This is a genomic window from Burkholderia sp. WSM2230, from assembly GCF_000472445.1.
Lineage (GTDB): Bacteria > Pseudomonadota > Gammaproteobacteria > Burkholderiales > Burkholderiaceae > Paraburkholderia.
Genome location: NZ_AXAJ01000008.1, coordinates 24,563 through 49,256, shown reverse-complemented (window position 1 = coordinate 49,256; position 24,694 = coordinate 24,563). Strand labels below are relative to the sequence as shown.

Here is a 24,694-nt window from a genome sequence, read left to right as displayed (position 1 = left end):
TATCAGAAGGGTCTGCGTTCGATGCGGGCGAGCGAGCGTACGCCGCCCGGGATACACGTCTCACGAGCGATATCGGTCAATGATCTCGAAGAGTCGCTGACAGGAAGCGGCGAGGTGCTGCTCAGGCGCCGTCGCAACCCCGAGCAAAAGGCCGGGTAAGGTCCAGGACGGAGTCGCGAACCACACGGACAGTGGCGATGGCGCCATGCCAACGGCCATCGCTTCGCGAACGATCCGCACGTCGGGCGCGCCGTCGGGGAGTCGGAGAAGTACTGCCAGGCCGGCATTGACCCACTCTGCGTCGCGCATTCGCAACTGCTCGCAGAGCGCGTCACGCTGGGCAGAATAAAGACGCTTGAGCCGGCGCACGCGCCGCATGTAGTGGCCGTCACGTATAAATTGAGCCGTGGCGAGTTGAATGACTGGCGATGGTGCCGGGGCAAGCGTTGCGGCCACCTCGGCGAATGCGTTGGCCAATTCGTTTGGCGCGACGACAAATCCAAGTCGCAGTCCCGGGCTAATCGTCTTGCTGAACGAACCGATGTGAATGACCCGTTTGCCCTCATCCAGCGACGCGAGCGCAGGTGCCGGCCTGCCTTGCAGTTGCAGTTCGCCGAGGTAGTCGTCTTCGATGATCCAGGCGTGACTCGAGGCTGCCCATTCGAGCAGCTGAAGCCGCCGCCTCAATGACAGGGTCGGCCCCAGGGGAGCTTGTTGACCGGGCGTCAACACCGCTAACGCAGCGTCCGCGGCTTTCTCGATGCCATAGTCTACGTTAAGACCGTCTGCATCCACCGGTATGGGCACGATATTCAAGCGAGCCAGTTCTAACCCTTTTCGGGTGACCATGAAACCGGGTTCTTCCATCCAGACTTTCTTACCGTCCAGACCTAACACCCGCAGTGCCAGGCCTAAGCCGGAGCTGTAACCCGAAGTGATAAACACCTGCTCGGGATGGCAGGGAAAATTTCTTGCGATGGAGAGATTGCCCGCGATCTCCCTGCGCAGCTCGAACTCCCCTCTGGGATCGGGATAGAGCAGGGACGATAAACATCCGGTTTTGAGCAGATTGGAAGAGCGCGCCCGTGAAAAGAGCTTTTCCGGTAGCCCCTCAAACGCCGGAATGCCGAGTTGGAATATCGCCGGCCCGGCGTTCATCTCCGCATAAGCCTTCATAAAGGCGCCGAGCTGCGGCGCTTGCGCTTGAGTCGCCACCACGCGCGGCCGCGGGGCGACGCGGGTGCCGCCTGCCCCGAATGTTTCGATCATCTGGGCATCGCATAACCGTTCATATGCCGCTTGAACCGTACCGCGCGCCACGCCCAGCTGCGCCGCCAGGTCCTGCCATGAGGGCAGCCGCGTGCCGGGTGCGAGCAGCCCGGCCTCAATGGTCCTGCTAATGCTCGCACGAATCTGTTCTGCGAGAGACAGCTTCGCTGTCCGGTCGAGCTGAATCTTCAGGTCTGGATGCATGTTCTTGGTACACACGAAAATTGGGAATCTTGGTTCTTCTATTCATACCATCGATGGTACAGAATGTTCCCACCATAGCAGGTGGAAATGTGAGCCCAATAGGGAGATACCAGGCCATGCCCGATCGACCGATTCGAACGGGTAACCATTCGTAGCTCGAACTATCTCTTCACCCATAGGATTAACCATGACCAGTGCAGTCATCGAATGTATCCTGAGCCGCAGCGCCGCCAAGTACTACGACACTACTGCGACCTTGAGCGACGACCAGATCCGCGAACTCGTGCGAATCGGCACGTCCGCGCCGACATCGTTCCACCTGCAGAACTGGCGCTTCATCGCGGTACGCACGCCTGAAGCCAAGGCCCGGCTGAGCCCCATCGCGTGGAACCAGCCCGCGGTCAAAGATGCGGCGGTTACCTTCATCGTCTGCGGCCAACTGGTCGATACGAGCGTCATTCCCGAGCGCCTGGCTCCGCTGGTGGAAGCGGGTCTCATGCCTGCCGCGATGGTGCCGGAATGGGAAAACCCCGCACGCGACCTGTACATGGCGCACCCGCAGCGCCGGCGCGACGAGGCCGTACGCACGGCCACGTTCGGCGCATCGGCGATGATCTATGCAGCCCGCTCAGTGGGCCTGGGTTCGACGCCGATGATCGGTTTCGATGCCGAAGCCGTGCACCGCGAGTTCGGACTGGCCGAAGACGAAGTGCCGGTGATGTTGTTGTCGATAGGCGCCGAGCGTCCGGGAAACTGGGCGCAGAAGCCGCGCCGTCCCGTGGCCGATGTGCTGGCGCTCGTTTAATGATTAGCAGAACCGGTGATGTACAGGAACAAGTTCTCGATTCCGCTATTGCCCTTCCGAAGCTGCCGGAGAAACCCGCATGAATATCCTGCACATCGATTGCAGTCCGCGACGGGAGTCGCACAGTCGACAGCTATCGTCGGCAGTCGTCGACAAACTGCTCACAATCCTCCCCGGCGCGCGTATTAGCCGCCGCGACCTGGGATATGAACCGGTACCTCACGCCAGCGCCGACTATGCCGCCGCGCTCGCGACGCCCGCGTCGCTGGCTGCGGCAGGGCGTTCCGCCGACGCGCTACTTCTCGCCGAGCAGCTCATTGACGAAGTCGAGCGTTCCGATGTCGTTGTCATCGGCACGCCGATGAACAACTTCACGGTGCCGTCCGTTCTGAAGGCGTGGATCGATCAGATCCTCCGTGTCGGCCGCACGATGAAGTCGACACCAGCCGGCAAGGTCGGAATGCTTCAGGACCGTCCCGTATTCGTCGCGATCGCTTCGGGTGGCGTGTTTGCCGGTGAGCGAGCCAATCAGCCGGATTTCCTCACGCCCTATCTCACCGCCGCACTCGGCTGCATCGGTCTCAATACAGTCCATTACCTGCCTTTGCAGGGCACAGCGTTTATCGATGACGCTCGCGCGAACGAACTTCGCCGCTCGCTCGTCGCGACGATCGAACCGGCGATGGTCAGCCTGGTGCAAAGCCTCGCTTGAATAAGCGTCGAGCCGATAACTTGTCAGGAACGTTCGTCCTTGCGCGTCTCAATTGTGGAAAAGCTGTCGTCGACAACGATCAGCGTATGCTGGAGCGATCCTTGTTCGGGTCATTGCGCGGCTCAGGTCTGGGGCATCTGTGTTGCGCGTGTGGATGCCGTTTGCGTGCTGTCCGGTAAGCCGATACGCCGCGGGGACTCAGTATTTCGTCCGCGCGTCTATCGATCGCAAGTGCCGCTCAATCGCCATCGCATGATTCTGGCTTCCGCGGTAGCTGGATTCCCAGACAAATCATTCTTTTAAAAAGTACTAAAGTATGATCACTTCGAGAAAGGTTGTTGTAGTTACCGGCGCCTCGCGCGGAATGGGTGCCGCGATCGTTCGGGCATTTCGCGAACTCGACTGTGCCGTCGTTGCTACCTCGCGCACGATCGAGCCGTCCGACGACGCGAACCTGCTGACGGTGGCCGGCGACATCGGCGACCCGGCAACCGCGCAACGTGTCATCGCCGAGGGCGTCGCACGATTTGGCCGGATTGATACGCTGGTGAACAACGCCGGCATCTACATCGGCAAGCCTTTTACCGAACACACTGAGGAAGACTATGCAGCCGTGATGAACGTGAACATGGCGGGCTTCTATTACATCACGCAGCACGCAATCGCCGAGATGGAAAAGCATTCGAGTGGTCATGTGGTGAGTATCACGGCCAGCATCGATCAGGTCGCAATCAGCGGGGTCTACTCGGTCCTCGCGGCGCTGACGAAGGGCGGCATCAACGCGGCCACGAAGTCGCTGGCGATCGAATACGCGAAGAAGGGAATCCGCGTGAACGCCGTCGCGCCCGGAAACATGGACACGCCGATGCACGCGCCTCAAAATCACGACGCGCTGCGAGCGTTCAATCCCATCGGACGCCTGGGTGAAACGCGCGATATCGCCGACGCCGTCGTCTTCCTCGATTCAGCGCCGTTCATCACTGGAGAAATCCTGCACGTCGATGGCGGGCAAAGCGCGGGCCACTGAAACGCCCCTTTTCCATGCCGAGGCCTAAGCGAGCCCTATGTCCCAAGTCGATTGGCTGAGCCACCTGCTGCAAATGATCACGATCACCGGCCGCCTGGAAGTCCGCTGCGCGTATGGTGCCCCTTGGCGCGTGGCCTGGCCGCAGGCCAGCGCGCAAGAGGTTCCCTATCACGTCGTGCTCAAGGGCCGGGCAATTATCGAGGACCCCGAGACAAACACGGCGCGCGAACTGGTAGCCGGCGATGTCGTGCTGCGGCCTCACGGCTCGGCGCATGTGCTGCACGACGGCAGCGGGCATGCGCCCGGACCTACGTGCGAACGCCGTGATTCCGCCGGATTGATGTTCAGCGAGAACGACGGCCAGGGCGAGCGTCTGGACATGCTGTGCGGGCGATTTCTCATCGGGCCGCCTCATGACCGGCTGATCCGCAATTATCTGCCGACGAATGTAGTAGTCCGGACCATGAAACGTCACGATGAAAAGGATGTGGGATCTGCTCCAGATCACCTGGCCAGTTTCGTGGGGATGATGCGCGAGGAGTCCACCGGCGACAAAGTCGGTGGATATGCGATCGTCAACGCCCTTTCGTCGGCGCTCTTCACGCTGGTCTTGCGCGAGGCGAGCGAATCCGAAGAGGCTCCGGCAGGCTTGTTGGCACTCGCCGGCAATCCACGACTCGCGCCGGCCATTTCAGCCATGTTCGCCGATCCCGCGCGGCCCTGGAATCTGCCTGAGCTAGCCGATTTATGCAGCATGTCGCGCGCCACCTTCATGCGGCACTTTCAGGACACGCTCGGGTGCTCGGCCGTCGATCTGTTGACCGATATCCGGATGAGCCTCGCTGCCAACGGGTTGAAAAAACCGATGATGACCACGGAAGCCGTGGCGGAGTCGGTTGGGTATCAATCGGTGCCGTCATTCCGGCGTGTGTTCACCGAGAGGATGGGCATGACGCCGGGGCAATGGCGACGTCTCGCGCGCAACGGCCAATAACGGTCCCAGTACCGGCCCCAGTACCGGCCGCGATTCATCGCTCAACGTCGACTTGATCCTTTTTGATACTTTATTGAGCAAATCCAGTCTCGAAAGCCGCATCGACGAGGCCTAAAGTGGAGGCTCCTAACCGCCTGACGCCTCATCGACGCAACGCACGCTGATACGAGAGAAACCGACTTATGAGCGCACAAGCCTTCGAATTCGACGGACCGCACGGCTACCGGCTCGCCGGCAGACTGGAATTGCCGGACGGTCAGCCGCGTGGCTGGGCCATCCTCGCCCACTGCTTTACCTGCGGCAAGGACAGCCTCGCCGCCAGTCGCGTCGCACGTGCACTCGCCGCTCACGGCATCGGCGTGTTGCGCTTCGACTTTGCCGGATTGGGTAATAGCGGCGGAAGCTTCGCCGACACAACATTCGCCGCCGACGTGGACGATCTGGTCGCGGCCGGCAACGCGATGACCAGCGACGGCAAGCCGCCATCGATCCTGGTCGGCCATAGCCTGGGCGGCGCAGCCGTCCTGATGGCCGCGGGCCAGATGTCGGGCATTCGTGCGGTGGCCACGCTGGCGGCTCCGTTCGATACCCGTCATGTCCTGCATCAGTTCGCCCCGCAAAGCCTTGAAACCATCGAGACGCACGGCGAAGCAGAAGTATTGCTGGCTGGCAGGCCGTTCGTCGTGCGCAAGAGTTTCGTCGACGACCTGACGTGTCACAACCTCGAGTCGCGGATCACCGGGTTGCGCATTCCATTGCTGGTGCTGCATTCGCCGCTGGATTCAACAGTGGGCATCGAGAACGCCGCGCGTATTTTCGCGGCTGCGAAACACCCGAAGAGCTTCATTTCGCTGGACGACGCCGACCACCTGCTGACACGCCGCGCCGACGCCGACTATGCGGCCGCAATGATCTCGACCTGGGCGAGCCGGTATCTGATTTCCTGATTTGAATGACATGTGCTTTGCGCTCCGCATGGAGCGCAAGCACTCGTACGCCTAAACCCTCCTTCTTAAACACAGGAATCCTTATGAAAACCGAAATCAACATGACCAACCCCGTCATTGAATGCATTCTGAGCCGCAGCGCGGCCAAGTACTACGACCCAGCCGCGACCTTGAGCGACGAACAGATCCGTGAGCTCGTGCGGATCGGCACGAGCGCGCCGACATCGTTCCACTTACAGAACTGGCGCTTTATCGCCGTACGCACGCCCGAAGCCAAGGCGCGACTTAGCCCGATTGCGTGGAACCAGCCCGCGGTCAAAGATGCAGCCGTCACTTTCATCGTCTGCGGCCAACTGGTCGAAACCAGTGTGATACCGGAGCGTCTCGCACCGCTAGTGGAAGCGGGCGTCATGCCCGCAACCATGGTGCCCGAGTGGGAAATCCCTGCACGCAATCTGTATATGGCGTACCCGCAGCGCCGTCGTGACGAGGCCGTGCGCACCGCCACTTTCGGGGCGGCGGCGATGATCTATGCGGCCCGCTCAATGGGCCTGGGTTCAACGCCGATGATCGGTTTCGATGACGAAGCCGTGCACCGCGAGTTCGGACTGGCCGGGGACGAAATCCCGGTCCTCCTGTTGGCCGTAGGAGCAGAGCGAGCCGGAAACTGGGCGCAGAAGCCGCGCCGTCCCGTGGCCGAGGTACTGGACCTGGTGTGAAGTGAACGACAAGCACAAGATGTCGCCTGCTTAAAGGGCAACCCGCTTCGACCCATAGCCTGGGAGCGAAGCAAACCAACGGATGGTCTCCCAATGACCATTCTCAATCTGTGAAACCAGAAACTTAAGGATGACTACGATGGCAAGGACTACTACTTTAACGCCGGAGCAGGTGCCGGCCGAATCAAAGCCGACGCTCGATGCCTTCACAAAAAATATCGGCTTCACGCCGAACATGATGGCAAGCTTCGCGCAAAGCCCGATCGCGTTCAACGCATGGGCCACGCTGCTCGGTTCGCTGAGCAAAGCACTCGACGTGAAGACGCGTGACAGCATCGGTCTCGTTGTCTCGGAAGTGAACGGCTGCAACTACTGCCTGACGGTGCACAGCTTTACCGCCGAGCATATGGCGAAGCTGCCGGCCGATGAAATCATTCTCGCCCGCAAAGGTCATGCTGCCGACCCGAAGCGCGACGCCGCGGTTCAATTTGCGCGCAAGGTCATCGAGACCCGTGGGCAAGTCAGCGACGCAGATCTGAAAGCCGTCCGCGATGCCGGCTACACGGATGCAAACGTGATGGAGATCGTCGCGCTGGTGGCCATGTACTCGCTGACGAACTTTTTCAATAACGTGTTCGATCCCGAGAAGGACTTTCCCCCGGTTACGCCGGCTGGCTCGATCTGAGCTTTATTCCCTCGTCTGCGAGGAAATTGGGAAACGAGGCGGAAGAGCCGGTCATGCCCCGGCTCCGCCCCGCTGGCATACCAGGAGAACAAGCATGACACTCGATCATCCAGTCTTCACGCGCTGGCCGGCGCGGCACCCCGATCGGCTCCAGCTCTTTTCGTTACCGACGCCTAATGGCGTCAAGGTCGGCATCATGCTGGAGGAAACGGGTCTTGTGTATGAGGCGCACCGCATCGATATCCTGGCAAACGAGCACCATGACCCGGCTTTTCTCGCCCTCAATCCGAATGGCAAGATTCCGGCGATCTTCGATCCGGACGGTCCGGGTGGACGGCCGCTCGCGTTGTTCGAATCTGGAGCGATCCTGATCTATCTCGCCGAGAAGACGGGACAACTCCTTTCCACCGATCCCGTTACTCGTTACGAAACCATCCAGTGGCTGATGTGGCAGATGGGCGGTGTCGGGCCGATGTTTGGCCAGGTTGGCTTCTTCAACAAATTCGCCGGCAAAGCCTATGAGGACAAGCGCCCGCGCGATCGCTACGTCGCCGAATCAGCGCGGCTGCTGAGTGTCCTCGACCAACGGCTCGCGGGCAGCGACTGGGTAATGGGCACTGACTACAGTATCGCCGATATTTCATTGCTCGGATGGGTGCGCAATCTGATCGGCTTTTATGAAGCGCGTGAGCTTGTCGGTTTCGACCGTTTCTCGAATGTCCAGTCCTGGTTTGAGCGCGGTCTTGCGCGTCCGGCGGTACAGCGCGGGTTGGCAGTGACTGCGGCCTGAAGCAAGGCCGTCGAAACGTTTTGCATAACAAAGCACAAAGCCGCGCAAATTCTTTTCAAGCGAGGATATATCCGTGATCGAAATCAACGCCGACGCAGAGGCGGTTATCAAGCGGGCGATATTGTCATTCGTCGCGACAGTCAACGAGGACGGAACGCCGAATCTTTCGCCGAAGGCATCGTTGACGGTCAGGAACGGTGTTCTCTACTTCGCCGATATCGCCTCGCCATCGACGATACGAAACCTGAAGCGCAATCCCGCCGTCGAGATCAACGTAATCGACATCTTCGAGAGGCGCGGCTATCGATTCAAGGGCCATGCGTCGATCCTGCCGCCAGGCGATGACGAGTACTCGATGATCGCGGACTGGGTCCGCGCGACGAACGGGCTCGAGTATCGCGTCGATCACGTCGTCAGGATCGAAACCATTTCGATCTTTCCGCTGCTGTCGCCGGCGCATGTATTCGCCGAGCCTGCTCGAAGTCAGGATGAAATCAGGAACACCTACTATCAAAAGTACGGCGTGAAACGCATCGGCGAATAGGCGAGAAGTACTCGCGCAAGCCAGGAGAAATCTATGCTATCGGTTGAGATAAAAGCCATTGAAAAGAACGACTTTGATATTTGGCTTCCTCTGTGGAAAGGCTATCAGCGATTCTACGAAGTGGATATTCCAGAGTCGGTGACGCTCGAGACATGGGCGCGCTTGCTGGACCCAAATGAGCCGATGCATGCCGCGCTTGCCATGATGGGCGAACACGCCTTCGGGCTGGTGCATTGGATCTACCATCGATCCACCTGGACAACAGCCAACTACTGCTATATGCAGGACCTGTTTGTGGCGGCCGATGCGCGCGGCGGCGGCATCGGCCGCGCGCTGATCGAGCATGTTTTTGCGGACGCGAAACGTCGCGGGGCAGCACGTGTGCACTGGCTGACACACCAGACCAACTCTACCGGCATGCGGCTTTACGATCGCGTCGGCGATCGCTCGGGTTTTGTCCAGTACCGGAAACTATTCACCTGAAAATTTTCATTCGCAGGTGTTCTCAGGACTCCTGCAACACATAGCGCAGCCCCGCGTTTTTCTGATCCTTTTGAGCATTTTTATTGAGTGATTGCAGTCTCGAAACCGGCATCGGGCAAGTCTGAAGTGAAGGCTCCTGATGACCGACCCACAACCTGAACTGGAAACCCAAAATGTCCCTTCGCACAGACCAGCTCCGTCTTCAAATCGCCGAGAAAAGCGCAGGATCGCTCTCCAGTCTGGCTCTGCTCAGATGGGCGCTTGTCATCGTCTTTCTTTGGTTTGGTGCAATGAAATTCACCGCCTACGAAGCCAACGGCATCGCGCCGTTCATCACGCACAGCCCGATCATGAGCTGGTTGCACTCCCTATTCGGAGTTCAGGGCGCAAGCGACGTTATCGGCGTACTCGAGCTATCGACTGCAGCAGCCCTGATTATCGGAGCCTTCCTGCCCATTTTGTCCGCATTGGGCGCTGCGATGTCGGCCGCGACCTATTTCATCACGCTGACCTTCTTCCTGAGCACGCCAGGAGTGGCAGAAGCTACAGCGGGTGGGTTTCCGGCGATTTCAGCCTTGCCTGGCCAGTTCCTTCTTAAAGACGTCGTTCTACTGGCTGCATCGCTCTGTCTTCTTGTGGCGTCCGTCCAGGCCTCGTGGGCTAACGCTCGGAAGTCGTGACCTGGATGAACTTTCGATACAGCGATTGCCGGCGCCACGACAAGCATTCCACCCATGAAGATGAAGAGGGAAGCAAACGTGAAAGAGTCCACTGAGATTGGCGACAGAATCGCCGACAAATCTTCACAGCCCGACGAGCGCACTATCCGCGACTGGATGGGGCCGGAGGCATTCGAGCATTGGGTCGAACTGCGGAACTGGATCGAGACCTCGTATCCCGGTGTTTTCGCGCCGGACTGGCTATATGGCGGCAAGAAGCGCGGTTGGTCACTGCGCTACAGGAAGACCAAGGCGCTCTGCACGCTGTTGCCCGCATACAGGCTGTTGTCGGTTCTGGTGGTCCTGGGGCGAGCTGAACGAGAGAAGTTTGAGGCGCGGCGTTATTCCTGGAGCCCGCGGTTGATCAAGCTGTACGATGAGGCCCGTGCCTACCCCGACGGAAAATGGCTGACTGTTCCGGTTTCGTCTGCGGATGATCGTCATGAGGTGACAGAGCTTATGCTTATGAAGCGCCCTGCGTCTCCACGCGATTGATGCCGCGGAAATCCTTTTAGCCCGCGACACGCGCCTCGGACACAATCACGCGAATGGTACCGTGAACAGACGTATCGGTTTGATTGCGACCGAACCGCGTTAGCCTCGCGCCCGGTGTGACGTCTGCGCGACGATGATCAAACGTCCGCTAAGACTCTGACAACCGCCGTTGACGCTGTTCTTGCGAACGTCTGCGCATGGGCGACTGCCGTCCCGCGAAAAGGTCTCGCTCCCGCGTCGGCGTTCAGAGCGGAGGCCTGACCAGCTGGGCCCACTGCTGCACGGACTCGCGGTCCCATTGACGTGCTGCGTATGATGCCAACTTCGCGGGAACGTCGTCGCCATTCATGACGAGGCGATTTAGCATCAATGCCAAGTCCGTGTCGGCGATACACCAATCGCCGAAGAGGTTGGATGCATCCTGGGAGAGAAGCCTGTCGGCTGCGAAGTACAGCTTTTGCACTGCCAACTCCGCTGCGGCTGTAAGGGCCGGAGCCTCCTTCTTGTAGAAAACAACTTCTGTCGAGCGCTCCTGACGAATCGGCAACAGATCGCTTCTTAGCCACGCCTGGAGTTGGCGCGCCCGAGCCCGGAGACGTCGGTCATGGGGATAAACGAGGGTTTCAGGGAAAGTATCGTCAAGATACTCGGTAATTGCCGATGACTCGGACAGCGCGAAATCGCCATGTACTAACGTGGGTACGCGCTGAGTCAACGATTCGACGGCATAGCTCTCTTTACGATTAGCGCCGCGTCCAAGGTCAACCGCAAGCAGCTCGAATGTTAGTTGTTTCTCCCGAAGCCCTACGAACACCGACATCGCGTAAGGGCTTGCGAACTGTGCATCGGCATATAGACGAAGCGAGGGCTCAAGCATGACACATCCCTGGTGATTGGTTGCTCAGCGGCTCGATGGAACGAGCCTGACGAGGACTGGGCATTGTCAGCGATCTGAGGCGTGATGTCGAACGGCCGGTTGTGGCCGATTGGGTAAGGTCGCCAACGGCCGCTTACTGGCATTCCAGTTCGCAAAACCTGAAATCGGCTGACTGCCCGGTTTGGAGCAAGTTGTCTGACCGTAACGGGTCGGGATGCGGCAGTCGGCCCTCCGCAGTCATCGCCGGAAAGCGGCCATTGGTTTTTCGCTGCTCGAAAACAGCCAGTCGTCAACGCGCACTCTCGCCCCGTAACGGCCGGTCAACACGTCCTACGTTCTTGTCCGTTTGTCTGCGGCGAAGGGACATTCAAACTTCGCGCCCGCTCGTCGCCGACAAGCGTTACGCTAAGAAGGCCGGAAGCTTAGGCGATGCGCTAATGTGGATTTATCTGCTTGACGACATCAGCCACGATGGCGCGGGTTTGCCTGTCGGTAGTTGGTGCGAAGATGCCCTGCCATGCAGAAGACTTAGTGTTATAGGAGCGTTCCCCGAATACCTGGCCGCTCTGCACATCGCGAAAGGTTACCTTGGCTTGCATGAAGGCATTGCCTGTCATGATTCCAAATGCGATCCGTGCACCTTGCGAGACGAAGTGATAGTCGTCGACGTAGACATCAACGATCGTGCCGGCGCCGCTCCGTATTTCCGATCCCGCGGTTTCATCGATGAAGCTCAGTCCTGCTGGGTTCGAGGCGCCCGCCATCGCTTCCCGCCATTCGGTCTGCACCCGCGGCCAGTCGGACGAGCCCGTGGCTACCTTCGATCCGGTCATGCGCAGGACAACGGTATGGGCCGAAGCAGGCGGCACGGCGATGCGGGTTTCCGACGTTATTTCACCCGACGACGCATGGTCCTGAGTCTGCAGCGTGGCCGCGCATCCACCGAAAAGAACTGTGCTTGCGCTCACGATTAAAATCTGGAGCAGTCGTCTCTGCATTTGGGTGTTCCGAGTGATGAAATGCATCTGTTGAGTGAAATTACAGTTCTTTATCGGCACGAAGTCCTGGAACTTGAGCGGTATCCGCGGAGATCGTCGTTCGCTGGCTGCAGTGACGGGAAAATTCGAAACGGCCGTACCAGCAGGTGGTTGACTACCCGGAGATTGAGCGTGATCGCTGATCGGCCATAGATTGGTGTCAACGTTGCCTGCCGGATCTGCTCGAAAGAAAGCGACAGCAGACGTGCGCGGTTCAATTGATGTGTGCGTCGTTGGCGGCGAGACTCTGGATGGGTCTAGCAAGGCTCGACTGCTCGCAATGCGGCGTCGATCGTTTTGGAAGGGTCGAAAGCACCGATCTGTGCCTCAGATGATCCGCGTACCACGCCGGCTGCGCCGCAAAAAAGTCGGCCGACTGTGGGCGACCCTGAAGCGACACTCCGTTCAGCGTAAAGCCGGCCATTCGAGACGCTCCATGCACTGTTGCACTGTTACAGCCTTTTTGCCATGCATATGGCCGACGCGGGACAGAGAGACGCAAATTGCGAGGTAGACTGGATTTGGCTCGGCGCCGCCTGCCTGTCGAAATCCCGATACCCCAAGCGTGCGAAATAACTGACTGCCGTTGTCGTCAGCAAGTACAGGCGACGCACGCCGCTGTCAGTCGCATCGCGCTCCACTGTTGCCACGAGTGCCCGACCAAGCCCGTCCCGTCGTGCAGCGTCTGCGACGGCGACGGATCGCAGCAGCGCGTCTGTCCCGTATTGCTCGATCGCGGCACATGCCACGATGCTCCCGTCCGCGAAACACGCGACGTAGAAACGAGGGACTTGCTCAATCGTTACATCTGCGTTTGGCAAACCTTCGTTTTCAAGCAGCATGCGTATTGCGCAATAGTCGGCAGAAGACGCTGGACGAATGAGATAAGCATTCACGGAATGACCCTCGATATTGGCGACGGGTGGGGAACGTAGAGCCTTGAGCATCAAGACGGCGGTTTCCTGACATTGGTGGCAATCTTGCACCTTGTTGCAGTTGTGGACGACCTGCCTTGCGGTGTCGAACGGCCGAAGCTGGCCGAGCGCCCACCTAACTAGCGTTCGAGACAGCCGGATCGATCTCACTGTCAGTCAGCCCGAATCTTGCCATGCGAGCGCGATGGTCTGGCGAGCCACGATATGAACGGAGCCGCTGATTCATAGCTTCTAGAAGATCGCGGTTGTCCGGACTGAACGAAAACACTCCCAGCGGAGGCGTCCGCCGCCCTCTGCTCGTTCCCGGCTCTTGTGCTACGGCCTCGATCACTGAACTGCCGATCCGACTCGCCACAATCCGATTGCCCAAGGCCGTACTCGCGTACGCGTCGATCGCCCCTGAAAGAACGGCCGCGATCGCATCCGCCTGTCGCTCAAAGGTAACGATTTGCTCCCTGGTCACGCCTGAGGCTACCGCCGAGTCATGCTGGACCTGCCCTGCAATGATGCCGAGGCGCACCTCAGGACATTTGGCGATCGAGGAATAACTTTTGAGCGCTTTAGGGTTTCCTGGTCGAACCGGAAAGCCGTCGCCAATTCCCCACACAGGGACGCTGAACGCAACCGTATTGGCACGATGCGGCGTCACGAAAAGAGGAACGTTCATGTCCCAGCGGCCTGCTCGAACGCCGGGTAGCAATTCGCTAAACGTCGTCAGGCGATGCGCGATTGTGGTTACGCCGATCTCTCGCAGTATCGTATCCGCCAGCTCGATATCCGCGCCCGCGGCGGCGCCATCCGCTTCGGTCCAGCCGAACGGAGGTTCTTCAATGTACGCAATCGTCACCTTCGTCGCGTTGTCTCGCAAACCGAAAACGTCCCTTGGGCATTGAGGCCGATTGCTGACGATTTTACTCACATGCACGAATGTCGCTTCATGGCCGACTATCGCCTTACGCAATCCACGGCCCGGGAAACTGAGGGTTGGTAGGAGGCGATCGATCCTACTTCCGGGTCCTCATCGACTGCCCGACCGCAAAGCACTGTTCATTGCGCCGCAGACCTGTCAACAACGACGAACACAATGAACATCGAAGGATCTCTCAATGAATCTAAGAATTTGCGCGCCTGAGCAATCCCCTCTTCGAAGTTGCGCCCCTCGTAAGACCAGTTTTCATATGCGGGCTCAAGGCCTTGGGCATCTTGAGATGGGCGATAAACGTCCCCGCCAAGAATCAGCCACTTTTGGCCCGCAAACAAATCCAACGCGTGTCTTGCTTCCGGCAAACCCAACGCGGCCTCGTGCAAACCGTTATCGTGGAGCGATCGTCCGCTCCTAGCATAGAGTTCGAGAATCTTCGATATAGTCATCGGTGCCTTTGTGGAGCGTCCGTCGATAGACTGCCGAATATGACGTCTCAACAATTCGGGCCAGTCACGCTATTGTCAGCAATCCCCGGCTGTCGTCAAATGACAGCTAGTGGCCGGGAGTTGTCCGATGCGTCAGGCTTGTGTCGACCCACAGCCGACGTCCGCGCCGTCGGGCATCCAAGGGCCGCTAACGGAGCGGTCCGGCCAATCCAGGCCCATCTAGGTGGCAGTTGATCAGCCGGAGCGCGTGAAGTTCGCCGGCCGAAGGGCGATGGTCTCCGTCCGCCCGTCATCTTCTGCCGAACGGTAGTCGAACTCGGAATCCAGTCAAATTGCTAAACCAGACCGGTTCATTTTCTGCCCCGGTGAGACGACTTCTACCCCGTCGCGTCAGCCGCGCAGATTGCGCGCGAAAAGCTCAAGGCAGTTCTGAACGAGCGTCGCGTCGGCCGCCCGGATGCCCTTAAGCATCTGATCTTCGAGCGAACCCACGACGTTCATGCCCTGTCGCAACACGCCGCGCCCTTCGTCGGTCAGTCGCAGTACGACGATGCGCCCGTGATTCGGATCCGGCTCGCGGGTGATCCAGTTTCTCGCGGCCATCACGCTCATTACCTCATTAGCCGATTGCGGCGTAATGAAGGACCTTTCCGCGAGCTGCGCGTTCGATGCCTCGCCGCGAGCGTCGAGCACGGACAGGGCTGTGAATTGCGCGAGCGAAAGTCCGAGAGGGGCCAGCGCCTCGGTCATCTTGCGGCGCAGGATGCGGTCGAGGCTTCCGACCAGATAAGTGAGGCGCGGTCGCGCCTGAGTCTTGCGCACGCCTGCGGCATGGGCGGATTTCATCGTCGAGAGGGCTTTTTTTGCTGGCGCTTTGGTCGGCATCGCAATGCTTGACGGGGCTTGAGAAGTTGCCAATGTTACCGCGTCCGCGCGTCCGGCCGGGCCAATGTAAAATTTCAATCGCGCATGCCCCTCGTGAGCATCACTTTTGAGCCAGGTCGACTGGGATCGTATAAGGCATCGACGATCGCCGCGCGATGGGTCAACACCGCCGACTGATTGATCGAGCCTTTATCGGTAATCTCGCCACGATCAAGTGAGGGCGGAGTTGAAAGCAAGAGCATGCGAATGATGGTGTTTGCACTGCCCGTTGCCCCCCGGTTCAAGCGGGCCAGCAGTGTCTCGAAAAACTCGCGCACCGCAGGCGCTTCGGTGACTTCTTCTGCACTGGCGTGAGGCGGCAGATCCGCGAGCTTTCGGATTTCGTCGATTCTCGGAAAGACCAGCGCGCCTACGTCGTCACGATTTATCCCGGTGATGACGACGTCCTGGACGTACGGCGCGCCTTCCGAAATGATACGGGCACGCATTGGCCCGACGCTTACAAACGTCCCGGAACTGAGCTTGAAGTCCTCCGCGATGCGACCATCGAACATGAGACCCAGCTCTGGCCGCTCCGCATCGACGAACTTGAGCGCATCGCCGCTGCAGTAGTAGCCTTCTTCGTCGAAAGTCTGTGCTCCCTGGCTGCCGGCCATCCGCCAGTAACCGGCCATGACATGCGGGCCACGGAAGCGCGCTTCCAGCTTACCGGCCACTGGGACCAGCTTGACGTCACAGCCGGGAGCTGGCACACCCACGTATCCGGCTCGCGTGATCGGGCCCGTCGTGAACAGGCACGACGGCGATGTCTCCGTCATACCGAGGCCCGCCATGATCCGTATGCGCTCGCCGCAGTAGCGCGCCGTCACCTGTTCGAGGCGGTCCCATGCTGCCTGCGAGAGCCCGGCGCCCGCGAAGAAATACACCTTGACGCGCGAGAAAAATGTCTCGCGCAGCTGCGCGTCGGTTTCGAGCGCAGTCGTCAGCTCCTCCCATCCCTTCGGCACGTTGAAGAAAATCGTCGGCGCGATCTCACGCAGATTGCGTAGCGTTTCGTCGAACTTTCCTGGAACGGGCTTCCCATCATCGATATAAATCGTTCCGCCGTTATACAGCGCGATACCGACGTTATGGCTGCCGCCAAACGTGTGATTCCACGGCAGCCAGTCAACCAGAACCGGCGGTTCGTCCGCGAATGCGGGGAAAGTCTCGAGCAGCATCTGCTGGTTGCTGCACAGCATGCGGTGCGTCGTCGGCACCGCCTTCGGCAGCTTCGTCGATCCCGACGTGAGCAGAAACTTCGCGATGGTGTCCGATCCCACCGCGCGCTGCGCGTCGTCGACGCTGGTTGGCGCCGTCGCAATCAGATCGGCAAACGATGACGATGCCCGCGCGCATGATCCGGCTGCTAACACGACTTCGACGTCTTCCGGCACTACCGCATCGATGGCGGCCGCGAATGCATCCCCGTCTGCGGCGAAGACAAGCCCAGGCTTCAGCAAGTCCAGAGTATGACGTAGCTTGCCGTAGTCGCTGGACACCAGCGAGTACGCCGGCGAGATCGGCGCATACGGCACGCCGGCCCACATTGCGCCGAGCGCGAGTTGCAGATGTTCCAGATCGTTGCCAGAGAGAATTGCCACGGGCCGCTCGATCGAAAGCTTGCGGTCGATCAGCGCCTGGCCGATGGCTCGCGCGCGCTCCAGCATCTGCGCATAGCTGATGCCGGTCCACGCACCGCTCGCATCGCGGCGCGCTACGAGCCAGCGCTCAGGATGCGCTTTCGCACCACTCACGAGCCTGTCCGTGAATCGCTCCGGATAGCTCCCGAGTGACGCCTGCGTGCTCATGTAGCAAATATCGCCGTCATGGCGCACGCTTATACTTGAGCTTCCGATGCGCACCCTCCGGTGCGGCAACTTCGCCCAGTCCTGCGCTTCATCGCCTCGTTCCTGAGTTGGCTCGAAGTTCACTGTTGTCTCCGCTGAATGTCCCGGCATCGTTGCGCGCGTTGCGTGACGCGCAGATACGGTCTATCGCCTTCGCGGCGCTTTCCTTCGGATTGATTTATCGTTGCACGCTGGATCAGATGGGGTAGTGCCGCTCGCCCGTCTGAACCGTGATCCAACGCAGATCGGTAAATTCCGCGATCGACGCCTTGCTGCCGAAGCGGCCATAGCCGCTCCCTTTCATGCCGCCAAAAGGCATTTGCGCTTCGTCGTGCACGGTCGGACCGTTGATATGGCAGATGCCCGATTCGACGCGCTTCGCGACGTTCAACGCCCGCGCGACGTCGCGGCTGAACACCGCCGCAGACAGGCCAAACTCGCTGTCATTCGCCACGGCCACCGCTTCGTCGTCGCTTTCGACGCGCTGTACCGTTACCACCGGTCCAAACGATTCCTCCGCATAAAGCTTCATGTCGCGCGTGATTTCATCGACGATGGTCGGCTGCATGATCGCGCCGTCAATCGCGCCACCTGCCCGGATCTTTGCGCCATGGCTGCGGGCATCCTCGACCAATGCTGCAATGCGCTGCGCAGCTTTCCTATCGACGAGCGCGCCGAGCTTTGCCTCAGTTGCCGTCGGCGCCATCGCCACGAGCGTGCGCGCCTTGGCCGTCAGCTTCTTGACCAACTCATCCGCGATACTCCGATGCGCGATGATGCGCTCGGTGGACATGCAGATCTGTCCTTGATTGAAGAAGGCGCCGAAGGCGATCGCCTCGACCGCGGCATCGACATCCGCATCGTCGAGCACGAGCGCGGGCGCCTTCCCACCGAGTTCCAGCAGCGCGGGCTTCAGGTGTTTCGCCGCATGCACGGCAATGATCCGCCCGACGTGCGTGGATCCCGTGAAGTTCACCCGGCGCACCGCGGGATGCGCGATCAACCGCTCGACGATGGCCGCTGCGTCCTCGGGCGCGTTTGTCACGACGTTGACGACGCCGTCGCCGAGGCCGGCTTCCTGGAGCACTGTGCCGATCATGCGATGCACCGCCGGACACGCTTCCGAAGCCTTCAGCACGACCGTATTGCCGCACGCGAGCGGCATCGCGATGGCGCGCGTGCCGAGAATCACCGGCGCGTTCCAGGGCGCGATGCCGAGCACGACGCCGCATGGCTGGCGCACCGCCAGCGCGAGATTGCCAGGCATGTCGGCAGGAATCACGCTGCCGTCGATCTGCGTGGTCATCGCGGCCGCTTCGCGCAGCATGTTCGCAGCGAGATGGACGTTGAAGCCGTACCAGTTCGCCATCGCGCCCGTTTCCGGGATGCCCGCCCCGATGAAGTCGCCCGTTCGTGCATCCATGATATCCGCGGCCTTTAGCAAGCGCGCGCGACGCTCCGAGGGCGTCAGCGCCGACCAGGCCGGAAATGCGCGATCGGCGGCTTCGACGGCGGCGTCGGCGTCTTCAAACGTTGCAGCCGGCGCGCGCGAGGCCACGACGCCCGCGACAGGATCGAGGCGGTCGAACGTCGCCCCATTCGATGCGGCGCGGTCCTGCCCGCCGATCAACATGCTCACTTCGTTCACCGTGCTATCTCCTGAAAGGCGCTTACTGTTCCGTGCGCTTGTATGCCTGCAGACCCGGCTTGATCGATTTCTCGTCGAGGAACTGCTTCAGGCCTTGTGCACGCCCCTGCTCCGGATCGCGGTGCAGCGCCTGATCGAGCTTCGCGTAGAGGTAGTCCTCGTTCTGCTCCCACGTCAGTTCCCTGGAACGCTTGAAGCCGTGCTTAGCTGCGCGCAGTACCACCGGATTTTTCTCCAGCAGCTTCGCCGCGAGCTTCACCACCTCATCGCGCAACTGCGCGCGCGGTACGCTCTTGTTGACGAGGCCCATCGCTGCGGCTTCCGGGCCCGTGAAAGTGTCACCCGTCATGATGTAATGCAGCGCCTGACGATGACCCACCGTGTCGGCCATTGCCTTGCTCACAAGGTTCCCCGGCGGAATGCCCCAGTTAATTTCAGAAAGCCCGAAGACTGCTTCGTCGGCTGCGATCGCCAGATCACACGCAACAAGTGGCGAGAAGCCGCCACCGAAGCACCATCCGTTCACCATCGCAATGGTCGGTTTTGCGTACATGCGCAGGAGTTTCCATTGCCACTGGCAGGCGTCGCGACGGATCTTCTCCTGGAGAATTTCCGGGCCCGCGTCCACTTCTCGGAAATACTCCTTCAGGTCCATGCCTGCGGTCCAAGCGTCGCCAGCTCCGGTCAACACGAGCACGCGCGCGTCGGCATCCAGTTCGAGCGTCTCGAGAACTTGAATCATCTCGCTGTTGAGCGTGGGACTCATTGCATTGCGCTTTTCCGGGCGGTTGAACGTCACCCAGGCGATGCCCGATTCCACTTTCACGTCAACGGTTTTCCAGCGACCTTCATAGCTTGCCATGCTTTTTCTCCGGCGCCTTGCGGCGCAAAGTGTGAGTTGTTCCCCGATCGCGACCATCGGCGAGTCCGACAGTTTGCATATCAGGTAACCTGAGACAAATTCTAATATCAAGCAACCTGATAAAACAAGCGCCGCGCACTCGGTGAAAACCCTTGACCGCGCATGTCATGCGATGCGCGCCAGCGATTGCGTCGTGCATAGGGTATTCACCGAAATCAATTTGCTTGCACGCATCAGGCGCCCTGATATGAAATACGCACATTCAACCAAACGGACCTCAAAGGTCGTTTTTTTACATTGGATATCAGGGAACCTGATTAACAGTCGAATGTCACTGATCGAGCAACCGACATGAAAAACACCAGAGCAGTATTGCCAGGAGACGGCATGAATATTCGATCCATCGCGAGCACCGGCGCGCTCGCCACCCTGGGTCTTTGTTTCGCCATCGCGTTGCTGGAAGGACTCGACCTGCAGTCGGTCGGCGTAGCCGCGCCGCGCATGGCGCGCGAGTTTGGCCTGTCCGTTGCGCAGATGGGTCTCGCTTTCAGCGCCGGGACCTTCGGCCTTCTCCCAGGCGCGATGTTCGGCGGGCGCCTGGCGGATCGCATCGGCCGTAAGCGTGTTTTGATTCTTTCCGCAGCCATCTTCGGGCTGTTGTCGATCGCGACCGCGCTCGTCACGAGCTTCAACGCGCTGGTCGTCGTTCGCGTACTCACTGGAATCGGACTCGGCGGCGCCTTGCCGAATCTGATCGCGCTATCTTCTGAAGCCGTGCCGCCCCGAGCGCGCAACACGGCGGTGAGCGTAATGTATTGCGGCATTCCGTTCGGGGGCGTGATCGCATCGGTCATCGGCATTGTGAGTGCGGGCGACATAGAGTGGCGCCATATTTTCTACGTTGGCGGTGCCGGACCGCTCGTGCTCGTGCCGCTGCTCCTGGCGTTCCTGCCCGAGTCGAAAGCGTTCAGTCACGCTACCCATGGCGCAATGGGAAAGCCCGAGCCAGTCATGCAGGTCCTGTTCGGCGAAAGGCGCGCCCTTTCGACGGCGCAAATCTGGGTCAGCTATTTCTGCACGCTGATCGTCCTTTACTTCCTGCTCAACTGGCTTCCTTCCCTGATGGCCGCACGGGGTCTCGGACGCTCCGAAGTGGGCTTCGTCCAAATCTTCTTCAACATCGGCGGCGGTCTCGGCGCACTCTTTATCGGCATGCTCATGGACCGCCTGCGCGGCCGCATCGTCGTGTCGGGCATGTACATCGGCATCATCGCGTCGCTCGCTGCGCTTTCCATCGCGCCCGGATTTGCGGCGCTCACCGTCTCCGCGTTTTTCGCCGGCATGTTTGTGATCGGCGGGCAGTCGGTGCTGTATGCGCTTTCCGCCGCCTTCTATCCGACTTCGATGCGAGGCACCGGCGTCGGCGCAGCCGTAGCGGTAGGACGCGTGGGCTCCGTTGTCGGCCCGCTTGCCGCAGGGCAATTACTTGCGATGGGACGCAGCGCCTCGGTCGTCATCGGCGCCAGCATTCCTGTCACCTTGATCGCGGCAGTCGCGGCTCTAATGCTGATCCGCCGCCCGCGCGCGACCGACTAGATCCACACAACTACACACCACAACTACACATTGGTTTGGAGAGACTATGCAAGCGAGTCAACATAAGAACGTGATCCTCGGCAGCGCGTTGCTGGCCTTTGCCGCAACCGCGGCAGCGCAGTCGAGCGTTACGCTCTACGGGATCGTCGATACGGGCATCGAATACGTGTCGCACGCCAACGCGGCGGGCAACGCGGTTTTCCGCATGCCGGCTGTCACTGGGGAATTTCCCTCGCGGTGGGGGCTGCGCGGCGCGGAAGATCTCGGCGGCGGGTATAGCGCCGTGTTCACGTTGGAAAGTGGCTTCAACATCCGCGATGGAAGCCTCGGCCAGGGCGGACGACTGTTTGGCCGACAAGCGTATGTCGGCGTAAAGAGCCCTTACGGCACGGTCGCCTTCGGACGGCAGTACACCATGACGTATCTCGCGCTCATTAACGCGGACGTTATCGGTCCGGACATTTACGGCATGGGCTCGCTCGACGCCTACGTGCCGAACGCCCGCACTGACAACAGCGTGACATACGTGGGCACCTATCGCGGTGTCACACTGGGCGCCGGCTATTCGTTCGGCCGCGATGCCGCTGGCAGTAACTCGCCGGGACAGGGGGCCTGCGTGGGCTCGGCGCCGGGACGCGCAATCGAGTGCCGCGACTGGTCCGTGATGCTCAAATACGACTCGCAGCATTTCGGCGCGGCGGCGTCGTACGAGGAACAACGTGGCGGGTCAACGGCCGCCGCCAACTTCTTTGATGGCGTCGCGCCGACTCCGCTCATCAATGCTGCCGACAAGGATGCGCGCACCCATGTGAGTGCCTATGCGCAGTATGCGGGCGCCAGGATCGGATTGGGCTGGCTCGGACGCCGGGTCGTTACGGATTCGCCGGCTCAGCCCGATGCACGCTCCAACCTGTTTTTCGTGGGTGCGTCCTATTTCGTGACGCCTGCATTCATCGTCGATGGCGAGGTCTATCGCATCGTGAATAGCGACCACGACACGCGCGCAACGATGGGAACGCTGCGTACGACCTACCAGTTATCGAAGCGCACGGCCGTCTACGCACAGGGTTCGTATCTCGCCAACAGCGCCAAGGCGCGCTATTCGGTGAGCGGCGGCGGTGGCGGTACAACCCCTGCGGCCGGCGTCGGACAGACCGGCGCGATGATCGGCGTACGGCATTCGTTCTAAGGAGGCATTCCGTGAAAAAGACAGTGATTGCAGCACTCGTTTGCACGACCGTAGCGGCATGCGGCGGCAGTTCGGACAATCTAAGCTCATCACCGCCGCAATTGAGCGCCGCGAGCCCAGCCAGTCTCGCGGGCACGTGCGACGCACTTGCAGCAAAGCTCGCCTTCGCGAATACCACCTTTACGTCAGTCAAGGACGTGTCCGCGGGCACGCTGACCATCGCGGGCAAGGCCGTGCCAGAACATTGTGTTATCGAAGGCACGATGAATCAGCGCGTAAGCTCCGTCGACGGAAAGACGTACGCGATCGGCTTTGAAATGCGTTTGCCGCTAGCGTGGAACGGGCGCTTCTTCTATCAAGCAAACGGCGGCCTCGACGGCAACGTCGTGCCAGCCACAGGCGTCATCAGTGGCGGTGGTCCGCTCAACAATGCGCTCAATATGGGCTTCGCGGTCATCAGTTCGGACGCTGGGCATTCATCGTCGCAGAACCCGCTTTTCGGGCTGGATCCACAGGCACGGCTCGACTATGGCTACCAGGCCGTAGCCAAGCTAACGCCGATGGCCAAGCAGGTCATCAAGACGGCTTACGGCAAGGGCCCGGACCGCAGCTACTTTGAGGGATGCTCGAACGGCGGCCGCCACGCGATGGTCGCAGCGGCGCGCTACGCGGCAGACTACGACGGCATCATTGCAGGCGATCCAGGTGTTCATCTGCCAAAGGCCGCGATCGGTGAAATGTGGAGCGCGCAACAGTTCGCCAAGGTCGCGACCGCGACAACGGCAAGCGGTCTCCCCGATATCACAACCGGATTGACGGCGGCAGAGCGGCAAATGGTTGCGTCGCACATCATTGCCAAGTGCGATGCGCTCGATGGGGCGACCGATGGCATGGTGCATGATATCAAGGCCTGTCAGGCGAACTTCGATCTCGCGCGTGATGTCCCGACCTGCTCCGCCAACAATCGCGATGGCACTTGTCTGACCAGCGCACAAAAAGATGCGCTCGGCAATGTGTTCTCCGGGGCACGCAACAGCGCTGGCACCACCCTCTATGCAAGCTTCCCCTACGACGCTGGCATTAGCGGCTCGGGCTGGGCGCAGTGGAAGCAGAGCAATTCCATCACGCTGGATCCCGGCGCCGCGGCTTTCACATTTACCACACCGCCGCAAAACGCATCCGTGCTCAGTCAGTTGTCGGCTTACGCGCTAAACTTCAGCATGGACACCGACGCGCCAAAGATCTTTGCGACGAGCGGCGCCTATAGCGAGTCGTCGTGGTCGTTCATGACGCCGCCTGACGAAACAAATCTTTCGGCACTGAAAAGCCGGGGCGCGAAGCTGATTGTCTATCACGGCACGAGCGACCCGGTTTTCTCATCCAGCGACACGACGGACTGGTATCAGCGTCTCATGACGGCTAACGCCGGCGACGCGAGCAACTTCGCGCGCCTGTACACCGTTGCGGGGATGAACCACTGCTCGGGTGGTCCTACTGCAGACCAGTTCGACATGCTGACGCCGATGATTGCGTGGGTAGAACAAGGCAAGGCACCCGATAGCGTCGTGGCGACCGCGCGTGATGCAAGCAACGCCATACCTAACCCGGAAGTGCCGGCTGATTGGGGCGCAAATCGCACCCGGCCGCTCTGCGCCTATCCCAAGGTTGCGCGCTACAAGGGCGGCGATATCAACTCCGCGTCGAGCTTCGCCTGCAGTTGATGAGCTGGTGAGCAGGGGACCGCTGTCCAGGAGTTTACGCCACTCTGAAACGGCGAGTGGAGTCTGACTGAACGTCACTCGCCGTTTCTGAATGAGCTTGCCGATAGCCGCGCTGCGGCGCGGCTGACGCATTGCATTAGGCTCGCCGCTGACACTTTTAACGCAGCAATGGTATTCGTGAGCCCCGCGCCTTCGCCTTGCGACGCAAGGAAATCAAGCACTCTCAGTCCGTTCTTGAGCGACATCTTTTGTCGATCTTCGTGATATGAAACGCAGTTCCGGTGCGGAACG

Annotated in this window: 26 protein-coding genes; 16 read left to right on the top strand and 10 right to left on the bottom strand. The window is 60.3% G+C overall.

Features of this window, described 5'->3' with window-relative positions:
* Window positions 1-60: 60 nt before the first annotated feature.
* Window positions 61-1,473 carry a MocR-like pyridoxine biosynthesis transcription factor PdxR gene (pdxR, locus tag A3AC_RS0116975; RefSeq protein ID WP_025600291.1) on the bottom strand — a complete coding sequence of 471 codons (1,413 nt, stop codon included), beginning with the start codon at window positions 1,471-1,473 and terminating at the stop codon, window positions 61-63.
* 187 nt (window positions 1,474-1,660) lie between these two features.
* Between pdxR and A3AC_RS0116970 the strand changes: the two genes are divergently transcribed.
* From A3AC_RS0116970 to A3AC_RS0116915, 13 genes are all read left to right on the top strand, one after another.
* The gene (locus A3AC_RS0116970) at window positions 1,661-2,278 is read left to right on the top strand and encodes a nitroreductase family protein (RefSeq protein ID WP_025600290.1); all 618 of its coding nucleotides are present in this window, start codon (window positions 1,661-1,663) and stop codon (window positions 2,276-2,278) included.
* Between the two features lie 79 nt (window positions 2,279-2,357).
* Entirely contained in the window at window positions 2,358-2,990 is a 633-nt protein-coding gene (locus A3AC_RS0116965) for an FMN-dependent NADH-azoreductase (protein WP_025600288.1), read from the top strand.
* Between the two features lie 39 nt (window positions 2,991-3,029).
* A complete protein-coding gene (locus tag A3AC_RS30070) occupies window positions 3,030-3,293 on the top strand; it encodes a DUF3331 domain-containing protein (protein WP_442856510.1) in 264 nt (87 codons plus the stop codon).
* Window positions 3,294-3,306: 13 nt separating this feature from the next.
* A complete protein-coding gene (locus A3AC_RS0116960) occupies window positions 3,307-4,017 on the top strand; it encodes an SDR family NAD(P)-dependent oxidoreductase (RefSeq protein ID WP_025600286.1) in 711 nt (236 codons plus the stop codon).
* Window positions 4,018-4,054: 37 nt separating this feature from the next.
* Window positions 4,055-5,011 carry an AraC family transcriptional regulator gene (locus tag A3AC_RS0116955; protein WP_025600285.1) on the top strand — a complete coding sequence of 319 codons (957 nt, stop codon included), beginning with the start codon at window positions 4,055-4,057 and terminating at the stop codon, window positions 5,009-5,011.
* Window positions 5,012-5,193: 182 nt separating this feature from the next.
* Window positions 5,194-5,958, top strand: coding sequence for an alpha/beta hydrolase family protein (locus A3AC_RS0116950; RefSeq protein WP_025600284.1), 765 nt, complete (start codon window positions 5,194-5,196; stop codon window positions 5,956-5,958).
* Window positions 5,959-6,041: 83 nt separating this feature from the next.
* Window positions 6,042-6,677, top strand: a complete 636-nt coding sequence (locus tag A3AC_RS0116945; RefSeq protein ID WP_025600282.1) for a nitroreductase family protein — start codon at window positions 6,042-6,044, stop codon at window positions 6,675-6,677.
* 139 nt (window positions 6,678-6,816) lie between these two features.
* A complete protein-coding gene (locus tag A3AC_RS0116940; protein ID WP_025600281.1) occupies window positions 6,817-7,362 on the top strand; it encodes a carboxymuconolactone decarboxylase family protein in 546 nt (181 codons plus the stop codon).
* 94 nt (window positions 7,363-7,456) lie between these two features.
* Window positions 7,457-8,152, top strand: coding sequence for a glutathione S-transferase N-terminal domain-containing protein (locus tag A3AC_RS0116935; protein WP_025600280.1), 696 nt, complete (start codon window positions 7,457-7,459; stop codon window positions 8,150-8,152).
* 73 nt (window positions 8,153-8,225) lie between these two features.
* Window positions 8,226-8,696: a pyridoxamine 5'-phosphate oxidase family protein gene (locus A3AC_RS0116930; protein WP_025600279.1), complete on the top strand. Its 471-nt coding sequence runs from the start codon at window positions 8,226-8,228 to the stop codon at window positions 8,694-8,696.
* 33 nt (window positions 8,697-8,729) lie between these two features.
* The gene (locus tag A3AC_RS0116925) at window positions 8,730-9,179 is read left to right on the top strand and encodes a GNAT family N-acetyltransferase (RefSeq protein ID WP_025600278.1); all 450 of its coding nucleotides are present in this window, start codon (window positions 8,730-8,732) and stop codon (window positions 9,177-9,179) included.
* A 173-nt stretch (window positions 9,180-9,352) separates the two neighbouring features.
* Entirely contained in the window at window positions 9,353-9,859 is a 507-nt protein-coding gene (locus A3AC_RS0116920) for a YkgB family protein (protein WP_025600276.1), read from the top strand.
* A gap of 54 nt (window positions 9,860-9,913) precedes the next feature.
* On the top strand, window positions 9,914-10,393 hold the full coding sequence (locus A3AC_RS0116915) for a DUF3788 domain-containing protein (protein WP_232231955.1): 480 nt from the start codon (window positions 9,914-9,916) through the stop codon (window positions 10,391-10,393).
* Between the two features lie 244 nt (window positions 10,394-10,637).
* Here A3AC_RS0116915 and yfcF read toward each other — a convergent pair whose 3' ends face one another.
* The 9 genes from yfcF to A3AC_RS0116870 form a co-directional block, all read right to left on the bottom strand.
* Window positions 10,638-11,270: a glutathione transferase gene (gene yfcF, locus A3AC_RS0116910; RefSeq protein ID WP_025600273.1), complete on the bottom strand. Its 633-nt coding sequence runs from the start codon at window positions 11,268-11,270 to the stop codon at window positions 10,638-10,640.
* Between the two features lie 434 nt (window positions 11,271-11,704).
* Window positions 11,705-12,268 carry a hypothetical protein gene (locus tag A3AC_RS0116905; protein ID WP_156924631.1) on the bottom strand — a complete coding sequence of 188 codons (564 nt, stop codon included), beginning with the start codon at window positions 12,266-12,268 and terminating at the stop codon, window positions 11,705-11,707.
* 491 nt (window positions 12,269-12,759) lie between these two features.
* The gene (arsN2, locus tag A3AC_RS0116900; protein WP_025600271.1) at window positions 12,760-13,203 is read right to left on the bottom strand and encodes an arsenic resistance N-acetyltransferase ArsN2; all 444 of its coding nucleotides are present in this window, start codon (window positions 13,201-13,203) and stop codon (window positions 12,760-12,762) included.
* A gap of 154 nt (window positions 13,204-13,357) precedes the next feature.
* Entirely contained in the window at window positions 13,358-14,152 is a 795-nt protein-coding gene (locus tag A3AC_RS0116895; protein ID WP_232231957.1) for a transporter substrate-binding domain-containing protein, read from the bottom strand.
* A 137-nt stretch (window positions 14,153-14,289) separates the two neighbouring features.
* Window positions 14,290-14,613 carry a hypothetical protein gene (locus A3AC_RS0116890; protein WP_025600269.1) on the bottom strand — a complete coding sequence of 108 codons (324 nt, stop codon included), beginning with the start codon at window positions 14,611-14,613 and terminating at the stop codon, window positions 14,290-14,292.
* A gap of 390 nt (window positions 14,614-15,003) precedes the next feature.
* On the bottom strand, window positions 15,004-15,498 hold the full coding sequence (locus tag A3AC_RS0116885) for a MarR family transcriptional regulator (protein WP_025600268.1): 495 nt from the start codon (window positions 15,496-15,498) through the stop codon (window positions 15,004-15,006).
* Between the two features lie 74 nt (window positions 15,499-15,572).
* Window positions 15,573-17,471, bottom strand: a complete 1,899-nt coding sequence (locus A3AC_RS0116880) for a feruloyl-CoA synthase (protein WP_025600266.1) — start codon at window positions 17,469-17,471, stop codon at window positions 15,573-15,575.
* Window positions 17,472-17,583: 112 nt separating this feature from the next.
* Entirely contained in the window at window positions 17,584-19,035 is a 1,452-nt protein-coding gene (locus A3AC_RS0116875; RefSeq protein ID WP_025600264.1) for an aldehyde dehydrogenase, read from the bottom strand.
* 22 nt (window positions 19,036-19,057) lie between these two features.
* Window positions 19,058-19,897 (bottom strand): p-hydroxycinnamoyl CoA hydratase/lyase, encoded by an 840-nt coding sequence (locus tag A3AC_RS0116870; protein WP_025600263.1) that lies wholly within the window; start codon window positions 19,895-19,897, stop codon window positions 19,058-19,060.
* A 387-nt stretch (window positions 19,898-20,284) separates the two neighbouring features.
* On the opposite strand from A3AC_RS0116870, the gene mhpT reads away from it, so the two are divergent.
* The 3 genes from mhpT to A3AC_RS0116855 are packed head-to-tail and all read left to right on the top strand — an operon-like array spanning window position 20,285 to window position 24,403.
* The gene (gene mhpT / locus A3AC_RS0116865; protein WP_051361642.1) at window positions 20,285-21,493 is read left to right on the top strand and encodes a 3-(3-hydroxy-phenyl)propionate transporter MhpT; all 1,209 of its coding nucleotides are present in this window, start codon (window positions 20,285-20,287) and stop codon (window positions 21,491-21,493) included.
* Between the two features lie 46 nt (window positions 21,494-21,539).
* Window positions 21,540-22,682, top strand: a complete 1,143-nt coding sequence (locus tag A3AC_RS0116860) for a porin (RefSeq protein ID WP_025600261.1) — start codon at window positions 21,540-21,542, stop codon at window positions 22,680-22,682.
* An 11-nt stretch (window positions 22,683-22,693) separates the two neighbouring features.
* Complete coding sequence (locus A3AC_RS0116855; RefSeq protein WP_025600259.1) at window positions 22,694-24,403, top strand: tannase/feruloyl esterase family alpha/beta hydrolase; 1,710 nt, start codon at window positions 22,694-22,696, stop codon at window positions 24,401-24,403.
* Window positions 24,404-24,694: the final 291 nt, after the last annotated feature.

Excerpts from the sequence above, each read along its gene's own strand:
- yfcF (WP_025600273.1), bottom strand. The coding sequence starts at position 11,270 with ATGCTTGAGCCCTCGCTTCGTCTATATGCCGATGCACAGTTCGCAAGC.
- A3AC_RS0116935 (WP_025600280.1), top strand. The coding sequence starts at position 7,457 with ATGACACTCGATCATCCAGTCTTCACGCGCTGGCCGGCGCGGCACCCC.
- A3AC_RS0116885 (WP_025600268.1), bottom strand. The coding sequence starts at position 15,498 with ATGCCGACCAAAGCGCCAGCAAAAAAAGCCCTCTCGACGATGAAATCC.
- A3AC_RS0116950 (WP_025600284.1), top strand. The coding sequence starts at position 5,194 with ATGAGCGCACAAGCCTTCGAATTCGACGGACCGCACGGCTACCGGCTC.
- A3AC_RS0116860 (WP_025600261.1), top strand. The coding sequence starts at position 21,540 with ATGCAAGCGAGTCAACATAAGAACGTGATCCTCGGCAGCGCGTTGCTG.
- A3AC_RS0116945 (WP_025600282.1), top strand. The coding sequence starts at position 6,042 with ATGAAAACCGAAATCAACATGACCAACCCCGTCATTGAATGCATTCTG.
- mhpT (WP_051361642.1), top strand. The coding sequence starts at position 20,285 with ATGAATATTCGATCCATCGCGAGCACCGGCGCGCTCGCCACCCTGGGT.
- A3AC_RS0116955 (WP_025600285.1), top strand. The coding sequence starts at position 4,055 with ATGTCCCAAGTCGATTGGCTGAGCCACCTGCTGCAAATGATCACGATC.
- A3AC_RS0116915 (WP_232231955.1), top strand. The coding sequence starts at position 9,914 with ATGAAGATGAAGAGGGAAGCAAACGTGAAAGAGTCCACTGAGATTGGC.
- A3AC_RS0116870 (WP_025600263.1), bottom strand. The coding sequence starts at position 19,897 with ATGGCAAGCTATGAAGGTCGCTGGAAAACCGTTGACGTGAAAGTGGAA.
- A3AC_RS0116890 (WP_025600269.1), bottom strand. The coding sequence starts at position 14,613 with ATGACTATATCGAAGATTCTCGAACTCTATGCTAGGAGCGGACGATCG.
- A3AC_RS0116920 (WP_025600276.1), top strand. The coding sequence starts at position 9,353 with ATGTCCCTTCGCACAGACCAGCTCCGTCTTCAAATCGCCGAGAAAAGC.
- pdxR (WP_025600291.1), bottom strand. The coding sequence starts at position 1,473 with ATGCATCCAGACCTGAAGATTCAGCTCGACCGGACAGCGAAGCTGTCT.
- A3AC_RS0116960 (WP_025600286.1), top strand. The coding sequence starts at position 3,307 with ATGATCACTTCGAGAAAGGTTGTTGTAGTTACCGGCGCCTCGCGCGGA.
- A3AC_RS0116965 (WP_025600288.1), top strand. The coding sequence starts at position 2,358 with ATGAATATCCTGCACATCGATTGCAGTCCGCGACGGGAGTCGCACAGT.
- A3AC_RS0116905 (WP_156924631.1), bottom strand. The coding sequence starts at position 12,268 with ATGCAGAGACGACTGCTCCAGATTTTAATCGTGAGCGCAAGCACAGTT.
- A3AC_RS0116925 (WP_025600278.1), top strand. The coding sequence starts at position 8,730 with ATGCTATCGGTTGAGATAAAAGCCATTGAAAAGAACGACTTTGATATT.
- A3AC_RS0116940 (WP_025600281.1), top strand. The coding sequence starts at position 6,817 with ATGGCAAGGACTACTACTTTAACGCCGGAGCAGGTGCCGGCCGAATCA.
- A3AC_RS0116970 (WP_025600290.1), top strand. The coding sequence starts at position 1,661 with ATGACCAGTGCAGTCATCGAATGTATCCTGAGCCGCAGCGCCGCCAAG.